Consider the following 15377-nt stretch of genomic DNA (forward strand, 5'->3'; position numbering starts at 1 on the left):
GTCCACCGGCGCGGGGGCGGGCCCCGGAGCCGGTCGCCGCGCCGGTGGACGGCGGGCTCGCCGAGCTGGTGCCCGACCGGGACCGTGCGCGCGCATGGACCCTGCTGGTGGACGGCAAGCCGCAGTCCCATGTGGACCTCGACGACCCGTCGTATCTGGACTTCGAGTACCAGCGCCGGCTCGGCCACATCGCCGATCTCGCCGCCCCGCCCGGCCGCCCGGTCCACGCCGTCCACCTCGGCGGCGGCGCCTTCACGCTCGCCCGCTATATCGCGGCGACCCGGCCCCGCTCCACCCAGCAGGTGGTCGAGGTCGACGCCCCGCTCGTCCAGTTCGTACGGCGCGAGCTGCCGCTGAACCCCGCCGACCGGATCCGGGTGCGCGGCGCGGACGCGCGGGCGGGTCTGGGCAAGGTGCCCGACGGCTGGGCCGATCTGATCATCGCCGATGTCTTCAGCGGCGCCCGCACCCCGGCCCATCTCACCAGCGTGGAATTCCTCGCCGAGGTGCGCCGGGTGCTGCGCCCCGACGGGCTGTACGCGGCCAACATCGCGGACGGCCCGCCGCTCGCCCATCTGCGCGCCCAGGTCGCCACCGCGTGCGCGGCGTTCGCGCAGGTGTCGCTGACCGCCGACCCCGCCGTGCTGCGCGGCCGCCGCTTCGGCAACGCCGTGCTGCTGGCCGCCGACCGCGGGCTGCCCCTCGCCGAGCTGACCCGCCGCGCCGCCGGGGACCCCCACCCGGCGCGGACCGAACACGGCCGCGCGCTCGCGGACTTCACCGGCGGCGCGGCCCCGGTCACCGACGCGACCGCCGCACCCTCCCCGGCGCCGCCGCCCGAGGTCTTCGACTGACCGGGCCGGCGCACCGCCCTCTGCCCGGGCAGGGGAGCGTGGTGTGATGGATCGCATGAAGCGTGCGGATTCTCAGGCGTCGCAGGGCACTCGGACCGACCCCCTGGTGCGGCTGTCTCTGGAGCAGCTGCGCAAGCGCACCAGCATGAAGTGGCGCGCGCACCCCGAGGATGTGCTTCCGCTGTGGGTGGCGGAGATGGATGTGCCGCTGGCTCCCCCCATCGCCGAAGCGCTGCACACCGCGATCGACGCCGGTGACACCGGCTACCCGTACGGGACCGCTTACGCCGAGGCTCTGGCGGAGTTCGCCCGCGAGCGGTGGCGGTGGGACGGTCTGCGGATCGAGCACACGGCGATCGTGCCGGACGTGATGCTGGGCATCGTCGAAGTGCTCCGGCTGATAACCGGACCCGGGGACGCCGTCGTCGTGTGTTCGCCGGTGTATCCGCCCTTCTACGCGTTCGTCTCCCATGACGCCAGGGATGTCGTCGAGGCGCGGCTCGGTCCGGATCTGCGGATCGACCTCGACGCCCTGGAAGAGGCGTTCGTACGGGCGCGGAGCCACGGCCGCCGTGCGGCGTTCCTCATGAGCAACCCGCACAACCCGACCGGTGTCGTCCACACCCGCGAGGAGCTGGAGGCGGTCGCGCGGCTTGCCCGCGAGCACGGTGTGAGGGTGGTGTCCGATGAGATCCACGCGCCTGTGGTGCTGCCCGGGGCCACCTTCACCCCGTTTCTCAGCGTTCCAGGATCCGAGAACGCCTTCGCGCTGACCTCCGCGTCCAAGGCATGGAACCTCGCCGGGCTCAAGGCCGCCGTGGCCATCGCGGGCGCCGAGGCCGCCGACGACCTTCGGCGTATGCCCGAAGAGGTCGGTCACGGCCCCAGCCATCTGGGGATCATCGCCCACACCACGGCCTTCCGCGACGGCGGGGACTGGCTCGACGAACTGCTGCTCGGGCTCGACGCCAACCGGCGCCTGCTGGGACAGCTCGTCGAAGAACACCTCCCCGATGTGCGGTATCACCCGCCCCAGGCCACCTACCTCGCCTGGCTGGACTGCACCGGTCTTGGACTGCACGGCGATCGGCAGGCCGACGGTCCCGGCGTGGTGAGCGATATGGCCGGACCCGCGAAGATGTTCCTCGACGACGCCCGAGTCGCCCTCAGCTCAGGACATGTATTCGGCTCCGGCGGCGCGGGGTGCGTACGGCTCAACTTCGCGACCTCACCGGACATCCTGCGCGAGGCGCTGACCAGAATGGGAAGCGCGGTGCGCCGGCGCGGCGGGCCCGGGGATCAGTGAGCCGGTGGCCCGCCGGTCAGTGAGCCGGTTCGCGCTCCTCGGGCTCCTCGTGGTGGTGCTCCCGGTACTCCTCCACCGTCGCCTTGGGGATCTGCCCCCGCTCGCCGAAGTAGCTGCGGGACAGCCTGGCGCGCAGCTTCTCCCTCCGGGAGACCTTCCGGGGGATCCCGGCCTCGTCGACCTCCGCGGGCGCTTCGATGGGGACGGGCTGGTCGTGGGCGACCAGGGTGTACAGCTCGGCCTGGGTCAGCGGCTCGTGGAGCTCGACGTACTCGCCGTGTGAGAGGCGCTTGATGATGCCAGTCTCGCGGCCGTGCAGCACCTTCTCCCGGTCCCGCCGCTGGAGGCCGATGCACCACCGCTTGGTCACGATGAAGACGATCACCGGCACCACGAAGAAGGCGATGCGGTTGCCCCAGGTGACCGCGTTCAGCGACAGGTCGAAGTGCGTGGCGAAAAGGTCGTTGCCGCCCTCGACCAGCAGAACCACGTACAGACCGATCCAGGCGGCGCCGAAGGCGGTGCGGGACGGGGCGTTGCGGGGGCGTTCGTTGAGATGGTGCTCGCGTCTGTCGCCGGTGATCCACGCCTCGATGAACGGGTAGAGCCAGATGGCCAGCAGGACCAGCGGAAAGATCACCAGGGGGATGAAGACCCCGAGGACCAGGGTGTGGCCCCACAGATTGATCTCCCAGCCCGGCATCACACGGATCAGACCCTCGGAGAATCCCATGTACCAGTCGGGCTGGGCGTCGGTGGACACCTGGTCGGGCCGGTAGGGGCCGTACAGCCAGACCGGATTGACCTGGGCGATGGCCGACATGATGACGATGACACCGAAGACGAGAAAGAAGAAGCCGCCGGACTTGGCGACATAGATGGGCCACAGGGGCGGCCCGACGATATTCGTATCCCTTCTGCCCGGCCCGATGTTGTGCGTGTGCTTGTGGTAGACGAGCAGGATCATATGGACCGCGAGCAGACCGAGCATGATGCCGGGGAGCAGCAGTACGTGGAAGGTGAAAAGCCGCGGAATGATGATGTCGCCGGGGAACTGTCCGCCGAAGATAAACATCGTCAGATAGGTGCCGACGATCGGCACCGACAGCACCGCGCCCTCCAAAAAGCGCATACCCGTGCCCGAGAGCAGATCGTCGGGCAGGGAGTAGCCGAGGAATCCGTCGAACATGCCGAGGATCAGCAGGCCGGCGCCGGAGAGCCAGTTGATTTCGCGGGGTTTGCGGAACACGCCGTTGAAGAAGGTGCGCATCATATGGACGAGCATGCTCGCCACGAAGATGATGGCCGCCCAGTGGTGGATCTGCCGCATGAGCAGTCCGCCGCGCACATCGAAGCTGATGTTCAGGGTGGACTCAAACGCCTCGGACATGCGGATGCCGTCCATGGGCGCGTATGAGCCGTGATAGACGGTCTCGCCCATGCTGGGTTCGAAGAACATGGTGAGGTAGACGCCGGTCAGAATGATGATGAGAAAGGAGTAGAGGGCGATTTCGCCGATCAGATAGGACCAGTGGTCCGGGAAGACCTTTCTCAGTTGGGCCTTGCCCATCTTGAAGAGGCCGATTCGCCCGTCGAACCAGTCGGCGAGAGCTTCCCCCTTGCCGGTCCGTTCCCGGGTCCGGCTGGGTCCGTCTTCGTGTGCGGTCGGTCGGCGCCCCGGTTCTGCTCTCATGCCTCACCCTCGTCACCGAGTCTGGATATGCCAGATTTACCAGCACATTCCGCTCGGCGACCAGGTGCGGCGGGCCCGCGTAGGCCGTACGGAGGAAAGGCACGCCCGTATGCCGGTACGGGCTCGACCCGGTCGCCGGGCGCGACCGGGTCCCTGGGTCCTACGCGTCCGCTACCTCACCCGTACGGGCCACCTGCCCGTACCAGTGGGCGCTGGCCTTGGGCACGCGGGTCTGGGTCGCATAGTCGACGTAGACCGCGCCGAACCGCTTGCTGTAGCCGTACGCCCACTCGAAGTTGTCCATCAGCGACCACAGGAAGTAGCCGCGCAGATCGGCGCCGTCCGCGATGGCGCGGTGGGCGGCGGCCAGATGGGCGCGCAGATAGTCGATCCGCTCCGGGTCGTGGACCACGCCGTCCGCGTCCGGCTTGTCGTCGTAGGCGGCGCCGTTCTCGGTGATGTACAGCGGTACGCCCGGCGCCTCGCGGGTGTAGCGCATCAGCAGCTCGTGCAGCCCGGTCGGGTCGACCGTCCAGCCCATCTCGGTGCGCTCGCCCGGCGTCTGGTGGAAGGCCACCCGCTCCGAGCCCGGCCAGGGGGAGTGCTCGCTGGCGCCGTGGCCGTCGTTGCGGGTGGCGGGCCCGTCGCTGGTGGCGGCCGACACCAGGGAGGGCGTGTAGTAGTTGATGCCCAGGGCGTCGAGTGGGTGCTTGATGACGGCGAGGTCGCCGTCGCGTACGAAGGACCAGTCGGTGATGGCAGCGGTGTCCGCGATCAGATCGCTCGGGTAGGCGCCGCGCAGCAGCGGGCCCGAGAAGACCCGGTTGGCGAGCGCGTCGATGCGCCGCTGCGCGTCCAGGTCCTGGGGCTGCTGGGTGAGCGGCCTGACCACCGCCGGGTTGAGGCTGATGGCGATCTGCGCGCGGGCGGGCAGCGCGGCGCGCAGCGCCTGGGCGCCGAGGCCGTGGGCGAGGTTGAGGTGGTGGGCGGCGCGCAGCGGGGCGAGCCGTTCGGTGCGGCCCGGGGCGTGCACCCCGGAGCCATAGCCGAGGAACGCGCTGCACCACGGCTCGTTGAGGGTGATCCAGAACTCGACGCGGTCGCCCAGCGCCTCGGCCACGATCCCGGCGTACTCCGCGAACCGCTCGGCGGTCTCGCGCTCCGGCCAGCCGCCGGTGTTCTCCAGCTCCTGGGGCAGGTCCCAGTGGTAGAGGGTCAGCGCCGGCTGGATCCCGGCCGCCAGCAGCTCGTCGACCAGCGAGCGGTAGAAGTCGAGCCCGCGCTGTACGGCGGGCCCGCGGCCGGTGGGCTGCACGCGGGACCAGGAGACCGAGAAGCGGTACGCGGCCATGCCAAGATCGGACATCAGGCGGACGTCGTCGCGGAAGCGGTGGTACTGGTCGATGGCGATGTCACCGGTGTCGCCGCCGAGCGTCTTGCCTGGCGTATGGCTGAAGGTGTCCCAGATGGACGGGGTGCGGCCGTCCTCCTGTGCGGCGCCTTCGACCTGGTAGGAGGCGGCGGCCGAACCCCACAGGAAGCCGGGCGGGAAGGTCAGCGTCATGGAAGCGCTCCCATTCGATGTTGTAGTGCGGGGCGGAAGGGAGGGGGATCTCGGTGAGCGGTGAGCGGTGAGCGGTGAGCGGTGGGACGGTACGGGGTGGGTCACGGCGCGCCGGCCAGGTCGTGACCGGCGCGCCGGGTCTGGTGGGGCAGGGCGCTTTGCGGGCCGTCAGCCCTTGACCGCGCCCTGCATGATGCCTCCGACGATCTGCTTGCCGAAGAGGACGAAGGCGATCAGCAGCGGCAGGGTACCGAGCAGCGCCCCAGCCATGATCAGCGACTGGTCGACGGTATAGCCGCGGCCGAGGCCCGTGAGAGCCACCTGCACGGTCGGGTTGCCGGCCTGGGTGAGGGCGATGATGGGCCAGAAGAAGTCGTTCCACGCCTGGACGAAGGTGAGCATACCCAGCACGGCCATGGCCGGACGCGCCACCGGGAAGACGATGTGCCAGATGATCCGCAGACTGCTGGCGCCGTCCACGCGCGCGGCCTCGATCAGCTCGGTCGGCAGCGCCTGGGTCAGATACTGCCGCATGAAGAACACCCCGAAGGCGCTGACCAGCGTGGGCAGGATGACCGCCTGCAACTGGTCGGTCCACTGCAGCTTGGCGATGGCCATGTACAGCGGGACCACGCTGAGCTGGGGCGGCACCATCATCGTCCCGATGGTCAGCATCAGCAGCAGATTCTTGAACCGGAAGCGCAGCTTGGCGAACGCGAAGCCGGCGATGGTGGAGAACAGCACGGTGCCTGCCGCGATGGTCCCGGCCACCATGGTGGTGTTGAGCAGCGCGGCGCCCATGTTGACGTCGTTCCACGCCGCGTCCAGGTTCTTGAAGAGATTGCCGCCGAACCAGAAGGGCGGTGGCGTCTCGGCGAGCCGGGTGCTGGTGCGGGAGGCGGCGATGGCCGTCCACACCAGCGGGAAGAGCGAGCCGATGGTGAACAGGGTCAGCACGGCATAGGTGATCTTGCCGCCGTGCAGCTGTCGGCCGGCGCCCTTGGCCCCCTTGCTCACCTTTCCGCCGGGACTCCCCGGGCTCTTTCCGCCCTTGGTGGCCTTGGCGGCCCTACCGGAAGAGATAACAGCGCTCATGGTTCTCCCTCGGGCAACTCACTGGCTCTTGCGCAGCCGTCGGGCCACGATCGCGTTGGCGGCGGCGATCAGCAGCAGGATCAGGAACATCGTCCAGGCGATCGCGGAGGCCCGGCCGAGGTGGAGGTTGGTCCAGCCCTGCTCGTACAGGTACAGGCCGAGCGTCTGGTACTGGTGGTCGGGCCCTCCGGAGGCCCCGGCGCCGCCGTTGAACAGCAGCGGCTCACCGAAGAGCTGGGTGGCCCCGATCGTCGAGACCACGATCGTGAAGAGGATCGTGGGCCGCAGCGAGGGGATGGTGACGTGGAGGAACTGCTGCCAGCGCGAGGCGCCGTCCAGCGCCGCCGACTCGTACAGATCGCTGGGCACGGCCTGCATGGCGGCCAGATAGATCAGCGCGTTGTAGCCGGTCCACCGCCAGATGACGATGGCGGACACCGCGAGCTGCGAGGTCCAGGTGCCGTTCTGCCAGTCGATGTTGTCGATCCCGACCAGCCCGAGCGCCCAGTTGATCATGCCGTAGTCGCGCCCGAAGAGCAGCACGAACACCAGCGTCGCGGCGGCCACCGAGGTGGCGTACGGGGTGAGGATCGCCACCCGGAAGAACATCGAGCCGCGCAGCTTGTAGTTCAGCAGATGCGCGAGGCCCAGCGCCATCAGCAGCTGCGGGACGGTCGAGATCACCCCGATGGTGAAGGTGTTCTGCAGCGCGTTCCAGAAGAATTCGTCGTCCCACAGCCGGGAGTAGTTGTGCCACCCCGCCCACTCCATATGGGTGGGGTCGGTCAGCTCCACCCGGTGCAGCGAGGCCCAGCCCGTGTAGAGCAGCGGGAAGAGCCCGAAGACCGCGAAGAAGAGGAAGAACGGGGCGACGAAGGCGTACGGCGAGTACTTGATGTCCCAGCGGTAGCGGCGGCTGCGCCGGGCGCGCCGCCGCTCCTCGCCCGGATCGGGGGCCTTGGCGGCCACGGCGCGCGGGGCCGCGCCCCCCTGCCCTGTGGGGGGCGCGGCCGTACCAGCAGTGAAACCGGAAGGGGGTGTCATCCCGGGCTCACTGGTCCAGTGCGTTGTCGATCGTCTTGGTGGCGGCCTTCCAGGCGTCCTTGGGGGACTTGCCCTGCTGGTCCACCTGGAGCAGCCCGATGTCGGCGATGTTCGACCCGATGATCTGGTCCTTCGGACCGAGGACCTGGGTCGGGATGCCCTTCGCGGCCTCGGCGAAGATCTTGCCGATGGGCGCGTTGCCGAAGTACGGGTGCTTGGCGTCGGCCACCGTGGGCAGGCTGTACGCGGCCTGGGCGCTCGGCCAGCTGGCCTGCTTCTCGAAGAGCTTGGCCTGCTGCTCGGGGGCGGTCAGCCAGGCGGCGAGCTTCATCGCCTCTTCCTGGTGCTTGGACGCCTTCGGCACGCCGATGAAGGACCCGCCCCAGTTGCCGGGCTTGGGCGCCGCGGCCACGTCCCACTTGTCCTTGGCCTTGTCCCCGGCTTTCTCCTTGATGTGGCCGAGCATCCACGGCGGGCAGGAGACGGTGGCGAACTTGCCGTTCGAGTACGCCTGGTCCCAGGACTTCTGGAACTGCTGGAGCTTGGCGGTCAGCTTGTCCTCCGACGCGGTGGTCGCGAGGTTCCACGCCTCCTTCACGGCCGGGCTGTCCTTGTAGATGACCTTGCCGCTCTCGTCGTAGTAGCGCTTGGCGTTGCTGGAGATCACCGCGTTGTAGACACCGCCGGCGGAGTCCACGAAGGCGGTGTCGCCCGGCGCCTTCTTCATGTACTGCTTGCCGGTCTCGATGTACTTGTTCCAGTCGCCTGCCCACAGCTTGGCGACCTTGTCGCGGTCGGTGGGCAGCCCGGCCTGCTGGAAGAGGTCCTTGCGGTAGCAGATGGCCATCGGGCCGATGTCGGTGCCCAGGCCGATCGTCCTGCCGTCCTTGGTGGTGGCCTGGGCCCACTTCCAGGAGAGCCAGTTGTCCTTCTTGACCCCGGGCGCCTTGGAGAGGTCGACGAACTTGTCGGCCTGGGTGGTGGTGATCTCCGTGATATTGGCGATCTCGATGGCCTGGATGTCGGCCAGGCCGCTGCCCGCGCCCAGGTGGGTCAGCAGCTGCGGATAGTAGTTCTCGTTCCGCTCGATCGACGTTTCCTCGATGTTGATATCGGGGTGGAGCTTCATGTACTCGTCATAAAGCCCGGCCTGCTTGTAGCCGAAGACGCCGAAGGTGCCGACCGTGATCGTCGTCCCGCCCTTGTTGCCGCCCTTGCCACCGCCGGACGAGCCGGTCTCGTCATCGCCGTCGTCGGCACAGCCCGCGAGTAACCCGGCGCCCAGCGTCGCCACGGCCGCGAGGGTCACCGCTCGCCGTCGGTACGTACCAGAACTTCTGAACATTCACGTCCTCCTTGACGCCCCTGACGTACCGGTCCCGGCCAAAAGGTTGCATTGCGTGGGGGTTTGTGGTGCATCGGCGCGGGCGGGCAACGTGCGGGTTATGTATGGCTCAGGTACTGTGGGAGCGCTCCCAGGTTGATGTGTTGAAGGGTTGCGGCTCCCCGCTGGGGTGTCAAGGGAGCATGCGGAAACTTTTCGGTCCCACTCCTGCTGTTGAATGGCCCAACAGCTCCCCACGCGGGGTGGTTCTGCTCGGTGTACCGGACGGCTGGAGGCGCGAAATGGCAGGAACCCGACGGCGCGGTGTGGGGCGCTCGAGGCCCACGCTCGAAGAGGTCGCGGCCCGCGCGGGGGTGGGCCGCGGCACCGTGTCCCGGGTGATCAACGGCTCGCCGAGGGTCAGCGACCGTACGCGCACGGCGGTCGAGCAGGCCGTCGCCGAGCTCGGGTACGTACCCAACCGGGTGGCCCGTGCGCTGGCCGCCAACCGCGCCGACGCGGTCGCCCTGGTGATCCCCGAGCCCGAGACCCGGCTCTTCGCCGAGCCCTACTTCTCGGACATCATCCGCGGCGTCGGCGCCGAGCTCGCCGAGGCCGATCTCCAACTCCTGCTGACCCTCCTGCGCACCCCCAAGGAGCGCCAGCGCTTCGCCGAGTACCTGTCCGCGCACCGGGTCGACGGGGTGCTGCTGGTGTCGGTGCACGCGGACGACCCGCTGCCCGACCTGCTGGAGCGCATAGAGATGCCCGCGGTCCTCAGCGGCCGCCGCTCCGCCCATGAGTCGGTGCCCTACGTCGACTGCGACAACACGGGCGGCGCCCAGTCCGCGGTCGAGCACCTGATCGGGCGCGGCCGCGCCACGGTCGCCACGATCACCGGGCCGCTGGACATGTACGTGGCGCAGTGCCGCCTCGACGGCTACCGCGCGGCGATCCAGGCGGCGGGCCAGGAGGTGGACCCGGCGCTGATCGTGGCCGCCGACTTCACCGAGGAGGGCGGCCGCCGCGCGATGCGCGAACTGCTGGAACGCCGCCCGGACCTGGACGCCGTCTTCGCCGCCTCCGACGTGATGGCCGCCGGCGCCCGCCAGGTGCTGCGCGAACAGGGCCTCCGGGTGCCGGACGACGTGGCGCTCGTCGGCTTCGAGGACTCGGCCGTCGCCCGCCATATGGACCCGCCGCTGACCAGCGTCCGGCAGACCACGGAGGAGATGGGGCGGGCCATGGTCCGGGTGCTGCTGGAGGAGATCGAGTCCCAGGGCGAGCGCACCTCGAAGCGGCCGCAACTGGTGCTGCCGACCGAGCTGGTGCGGCGGGGGTCGTCGTAGCTGCCGTTGGCCGACCACATCTGCGGCGGTGGCCACACCGCGATGCGTTCGCCATCGCCGGTTGAGCGCTCCGCTGTGCTGCACGGTTGCGGGTGTGCTTCGCGGGTGGGTGCGCGCCGTGCCGCTGCGCTTCGATGTGCTGCGGGTTGGCTTCGCTGCGCTTCGCCTGCGCCTGTGTGCCGTCTCGCGGCATTCGGCTTGGGCGGGTGCGGGTTTCGTCTCGGACCCTTCGGGTCCAAAGCGCCAGCAGGAGGGGGAGGGGGGCGGCTGGCCCGGTGTCCTGGTTCCTCGGCCCGGTGGGTGGTTGAGCTCAAAGAGGCTCCGCTGCGCTCCGCCGCAGCTGCTGCCGCGCGGTGGCGGGCCGGTCGGTCCAGCGGTGCGCTGGACCGTGGGCGCGCGAGCGTGACGAACGGGCCGGCGATCGCTGGACGGCATGGTCCGGACGCCGCGTGCGGGTATCGTCTCGCGCCTTTGGCGCAAAGCGGGCAGCAGCGGGGAGGGGGAGGGGGCGCCGAGGCATCGTCGCCGTCCAGCCCGACGGGTCCTCACCGGTCGGCGGGTGGCGGAACGGCGTGTGGTCGCCGGAAGCGGTGGGCGCCGATCCGGTTGGGGCCTCCCCCCACCTGCTCTTAAAAAAGTGCTTGCTTTATATCAAGTACTGTATCAAGCGTCTTTCTGAGAGCAGGTGGGTGGAGGGGCGGTCCCGTCCGCCGGTGCCCGCCCATCCGTCACGGGTCGGCCGCTCCCTTTCCCCCTTCTCGCTGGCGCTTTGGACCTGGAAGGTCCGAGACGAAAGCAGCACCCGCGTGAACCGAATGCCGCGAGACGGCGCACAGGGGGCGCGCAGCGCACACCCGCACCCGCGTCGGTCGGGGGCGTCCTGAAGCCGCGAGTTGATGAGAACTGAAAACGCTGCGGCCCCGCCTTTGCGTGAGGGGGGTCGGCGCCATTTACGGACGCTACTCCAATGGCTTGAGTCGCTTCAACATCACCGCGAACGTCGGGGAGTCGTCGTACGGTTTGGACTCATCCACCTTCTTGTACCCCCACGATTCGTAGAGGGTCACCACCTTGGGGTGTGCAAGGTCGACAAACAAAGTGACTGCCTCTTCGTTCCTGCTGGAGAGCAGTGCCTCGTGTAGTTCGAGGGAGGTGCCGGTCTTTCGCCAACGTGGCATCACCATCAGCTCGGACAGTGCGAAGGCCCGCTCGCCGGGACTCAAGGACTCGGGCCGTTTGGAGCCCCGCCACCAACCGCCGGGGCTGAAGGGGGCCCCGTAGGCATAGCCCACGGGCTCGTGCTCTTCGAAGCCGATGACGCATACCCACTCGTCCCGGCTGCTCCAGCCATCGACGAATTGCGCGAAGCGCTCCCGGGAGTCGAAGGTCCCTGACAAGCCCTCGTAGACCGTGTCATGGATGTCCAGAAGCATGGTCCGGATATCCTTCACGTCTTCTTGCCCGTAGTGCTTCAGGTCCATTGCCGTGACCCTTCGATCCAGGAGGTGATTTCGGGCGCCACCGAGCCTGCGCGAAGGACGACCTTCCGGACCTTGGCCAGCGTGTCCGTGGTGCGCTTCGAGCCCGACTCCGGTTTGAGCGTGCCGTAGGCCCTCTGCCCCGTCGCACAGGCTAGTTCCAGTTCTCCTTGACTTGCCTGGGCGAGTGCTAGATGGGCTGAGTACAGAGCCCGGTTCCGCACCAGTTCCGGGCGGATTCCTGACAGTGCTCTGTGAAAGAAGTATTCGGCTCTGCCGAACTCGCCCAAGGAGAACCACACGCTGGCCGAGAGCCCTTCGACTTCGCTGAGATCGTAGAAGCCGATCCATGCCGGCCGCTCCCCTTCCACGCCCCGGGCGAAGGAGTTCTCTGCCGCAGCGAGGGCCTTCAAAGCATCACCGCGCTGGTGGCTCCGCGCCAGTGCCCTTGCGTTGCGCATGTGCGCGAGAGAGGCATACACCGAGTCTCGCCGGGCAACCCACAGCGTCTTCATGACGTCGGCCGCAGCCGCCGCTTCGACAGAGTCCCCCCGCTGACCGGCTGTCATCGCAAGGTGATTCCATACGTGGTACTGAGTCTCGCTGTCTCCGGAGAGCCCCGCGAATTTGACCGCTCTGTCCAGGTGGTGACGTGCCCGAATCCGGGCCTTGGCATCGATTGCGGCAAAGGCGGCCGTGCTGATCACATCGGAGGCCAAGGAGTAGAGCTTCTGACGAACTCGTGGAGACGCAGTCCCCCCTGACGAGAGAGTTGACTGGATACGCGATGACAGCGCAACGGCATCGTCCTCCACCCGCCGTGCTCCGCCGACTACCCAATCGTCCTCAAGGATCTGGACGTATTCACGATAGAGACGGTGTACATCACTCATTCCGAGGCGGGTTGGGAAAGGGGCGGCTTTGGCCAGAGCGCTGCCACTTGTAGCTGTGATGAACCTACGGCGGTGCACAGAGTCCTCCGACGGGGCCCGGACTGTCTTGCCCAGCGGGATGAACCCTAATTCCGTCACCGAGCGCCCGAACACCCTCTCGAGGCAGATCCGTTGCCTCGCGTGCGGCCACCTGGTCGTGCCTGCGAGGTAACGCCGCACGTCTCGGTCTGTGAGGTGGCCCTCCCGCCCGGTCAGCGCTTCATTCTCGGCATTGAGTCTGCGGGCCAGTTCCGCCTGTGGAATGCCGAGTTCGTCCATCGCCTCTGCGAGCGCTCGGTTCTCCGCCATATCCGCACCGTAGCGGGGACACGACCAACGGCGACACCTCGAAGGTCAAAATCACCGGGGTCACGCCCACGGCGTCTGGGAGTTTCGCCTGTCCTCCATGCCGGTCCTGAGGTGGACTTTCTCCGTCGCACCACCGCAGTGCAGAGGCAGGGCGTCGTCAGGGCGCGGCGCTCCACCGCCCCAGGAGGAAAGACCCGTGACCATGACCGTGACCCGGCCCCATGCCATTGGAGCACCCGGCTATAGCGAGACGCTTCCCTGCAGAGAGGAATCGGCAGTCCGCGCCCGCCAACTCGTCACCACAGCCTTGAGCGCTTGGGGGCTCCACCATCTCGTCGACCCTGGGGCACTGATCATTTCGGAACTCGTTTCCAACGCTGTGCAGCACAGCGGGCGTGACGTCATGCGCGTCATCGTGATCCGCCCGGAAGACGACCGGGTGCGGCTCGCTGTCAGCGATAAGTCCCGTTCCAAGCCGACCCCACAGCAGCCGGGCAACAACAGGGAGACTGGCCGAGGGCTCCTCATCATCGAAGCCGTTGCGCACGAATGGGGCGTGGACTACCGCCGCTGGGGCAAGGTCGTATGGGTCGATCTGCTCGCCGAACTGGTCTTCACTGGCGGCCGCAACCCCACCGCGCCGGAGTGGTTCCCTCGCGGCGAGGCGGTTCACTTCCGCGAGCACGCGATCGCACTCGGCGTCCCCGAGGAAGCGATCCTGCTGGAGCCTAAGGCTCGCAACACCGGCCAGAACATCACCTTGTCCCGCGAGGTTCTGGCCGCCGCCGGGATCACGCCGGAGACGGTGCTGCTGGTCTCCATGCCCTATATGGAGCGCCGCGCCTTCGCCACCGCCCGGAAGGTGTGGCCCGAGGTCGAGGTGATCTGTGTCTCGGAGCCACTGGAGTTCGACGACTACCTCAAGAGCATTGGTGACGAGAAGCTCGTCACCGACCAGCTCGTCGGCGACCTTCAGCGGGTGATCGAGTATCCGAAGCTCGGCTTCGCCCTCGAGCAGGACGTCCCGGAGGACGTGCATTCCGCGTACGAATCTCTCATCGCCGCTGGCTTCGATAGCCGTCTCCTCAAGCCGTAACGGGTTCCCGGCCCTGAAGGGCCGGGCTTTCAGCCGCAGTGGTTGAGGGCCGCCGTTACCAGCACCAGCCAACAAAGAGTGGAGGAGGTGACTGAAGTTGGCTACGTTCCGCGTAGGCGAGAAGACCCACCAAGCTGTGCTTCACCAGCAGCTTGCTCTGGAACTCGACCCAGCAGACAACCCCGGGAACAGGGACGAAACGGGGGCCGAGCGCCGTGAGGCAACCGGCGTGGAACATGTGCGAGGTGAGATCCCCGCCGCTTCACCTGGCGGCGGGGGCGTCACCCCCAACCAGCCGGTTGGGGAGGAGCCGCGTGAGCGGCACCCCTTTGTGTTCGTGCTCGACAAGCACGGCCAGCCGTTGCAGCCCTGCACACCCGCCAGGGCCCGCAAGCTCCTGAAGAAGGGACGCGCCGTTGTCCACCGGCATACCCCGTTCGTCATCCGTCTCAAGGACCGCACCATCGCCGAATCCGAGGTCGACGGGGTAGAGCTGGGTATCGACCCCGGTAGCAGACACACCGGTATCGCCGCGTTCACTGCCCGAGCGGGAGAGCGCAGGGGGCGGTACGCGGTCCAGCTCGACCACCGGGGCGCGGTCATCCGGAAGAGGATGGGGCAGCGCGCCGCCTACCGGCGCCGTCGCCGCACCTCGAACCTGCGCTACCGCGCCCCGCGCTTCAACAACCGTGCTCGCCCCGACGGCTGGCTCGCCCCGTCCCTCCGGCACAGGGTCGCGACCGCCGTCTCGTGGGTGACGCGCCTCTCGCGTTGGGCACCAGTCCGCGCTGTGCATGTGGAACGGGTCGCGTTCGACACGCACGCCATCAGCGCGGGCAGACCGCTGGAAGGAGCCGAGTACCAGCACGGCACCCTCCACGGCACCGAGATCCGCGAATACCTCCTGGCCAAGTTCGGCCGCGCCTGTGTCTACTGCAACATCAGCGGAGTGCCGCTCAACATCGACCATGTCCACCCCCGCAGCCGGGGCGGCAGCGACCGCATCTCCAACCTGGTCACCGCCTGCATCCCCTGCAACGAAACCAAGTCCAACCGCCCTGTCGAAGAATTCGTACGCGACAAGACCAAGCTCGCCAAGATGTTGAGCCGGGCCAAAGCCCCGCTGCGGGATGCGGCAGCCGTGCAGTCCACCCGCTGGGCACTGTGGCGCGCCCTCGACCAGATGCTGCCCACCCACATCGCCTCCGGCGGCCGCACGAAATGGAACCGCACCCGCTGCGGACTCCCGAAATCCCACACCCTCGACGCCCTCAACGTCGGCAAACTCGACACAGTCACCGAAACCGTCACCCCCATACTGGTCGCCGGATGC

Annotated in this window: 12 protein-coding genes; 5 read left to right on the plus strand and 7 right to left on the minus strand. The window is 68.3% G+C overall.

Features of this window, described 5'->3' with window-relative positions; genetic code table 11:
* Both CCN51_RS24760 and CCN51_RS24765 read left to right on the plus strand, forming a co-directional pair.
* Positions 1-854, plus strand: an 854-nt coding sequence (locus tag CCN51_RS24760) for a spermidine synthase (protein WP_425444777.1), incomplete at its 5' end; no start/stop codon positions are given.
* 46 nt (positions 855-900) lie between these two features.
* On the plus strand, positions 901-2160 hold the full coding sequence (locus tag CCN51_RS24765; RefSeq protein ID WP_014179458.1) for a MalY/PatB family protein: 1260 nt from the start codon (positions 901-903) through the stop codon (positions 2158-2160).
* A gap of 16 nt (positions 2161-2176) precedes the next feature.
* On the opposite strand, the gene qcrB is transcribed toward CCN51_RS24765, so the two are convergent.
* From qcrB to CCN51_RS24790, 5 genes are all read right to left on the minus strand, one after another.
* A complete protein-coding gene (gene qcrB, locus CCN51_RS24770) occupies positions 2177-3853 on the minus strand; it encodes a cytochrome bc1 complex cytochrome b subunit (RefSeq protein WP_014179459.1) in 1677 nt (558 codons plus the stop codon).
* Positions 3854-4013: 160 nt separating this feature from the next.
* Complete coding sequence (locus CCN51_RS24775; RefSeq protein ID WP_014179460.1) at positions 4014-5417, minus strand: GH1 family beta-glucosidase; 1404 nt, start codon at positions 5415-5417, stop codon at positions 4014-4016.
* Positions 5418-5585: 168 nt separating this feature from the next.
* Complete coding sequence (locus tag CCN51_RS24780) at positions 5586-6512, minus strand: carbohydrate ABC transporter permease (RefSeq protein WP_055414014.1); 927 nt, start codon at positions 6510-6512, stop codon at positions 5586-5588.
* 18 nt (positions 6513-6530) lie between these two features.
* Complete coding sequence (locus tag CCN51_RS24785; protein WP_043487549.1) at positions 6531-7556, minus strand: carbohydrate ABC transporter permease; 1026 nt, start codon at positions 7554-7556, stop codon at positions 6531-6533.
* Between the two features lie 7 nt (positions 7557-7563).
* Positions 7564-8901, minus strand: a complete 1338-nt coding sequence (locus tag CCN51_RS24790) for an ABC transporter substrate-binding protein (RefSeq protein ID WP_043487551.1) — start codon at positions 8899-8901, stop codon at positions 7564-7566.
* A 281-nt stretch (positions 8902-9182) separates the two neighbouring features.
* Between CCN51_RS24790 and CCN51_RS24795 the strand changes: the two genes are divergently transcribed.
* Positions 9183-10229 (plus strand): LacI family DNA-binding transcriptional regulator, encoded by a 1047-nt coding sequence (locus CCN51_RS24795; protein WP_043487552.1) that lies wholly within the window; start codon positions 9183-9185, stop codon positions 10227-10229.
* A 959-nt stretch (positions 10230-11188) separates the two neighbouring features.
* Here the strand turns inward: CCN51_RS24795 and CCN51_RS24800 are convergent.
* A complete protein-coding gene (locus tag CCN51_RS24800) occupies positions 11189-11710 on the minus strand; it encodes a GNAT family N-acetyltransferase (protein WP_014179465.1) in 522 nt (173 codons plus the stop codon).
* Positions 11701-12948 carry an NsdA family TPR-like regulatory protein gene (locus tag CCN51_RS24805; protein ID WP_238545462.1) on the minus strand — a complete coding sequence of 416 codons (1248 nt, stop codon included), beginning with the start codon at positions 12946-12948 and terminating at the stop codon, positions 11701-11703. The genes CCN51_RS24800 and CCN51_RS24805 overlap by 10 nt, the downstream gene beginning before the upstream one ends.
* A 202-nt stretch (positions 12949-13150) precedes the next feature.
* Here CCN51_RS24805 and CCN51_RS60115 point away from each other — a divergent pair, with 202 nt between their 5' ends.
* Both CCN51_RS60115 and iscB read left to right on the plus strand, forming a co-directional pair.
* Entirely contained in the window at positions 13151-14044 is an 894-nt protein-coding gene (locus CCN51_RS60115) for an ElyC/SanA/YdcF family protein (RefSeq protein WP_078610958.1), read from the plus strand.
* Positions 14045-14273: 229 nt separating this feature from the next.
* Positions 14274-15377: RNA-guided endonuclease IscB (gene iscB / locus CCN51_RS24815; protein ID WP_245881677.1), on the plus strand; the 1104-nt coding region annotated here is incomplete at its 3' end.

Origin of the sequence: Streptomyces milbemycinicus, assembly GCF_002154605.1 — a bacterium.
GTDB lineage: Bacteria > Actinomycetota > Actinomycetes > Streptomycetales > Streptomycetaceae > Streptomyces > Streptomyces milbemycinicus.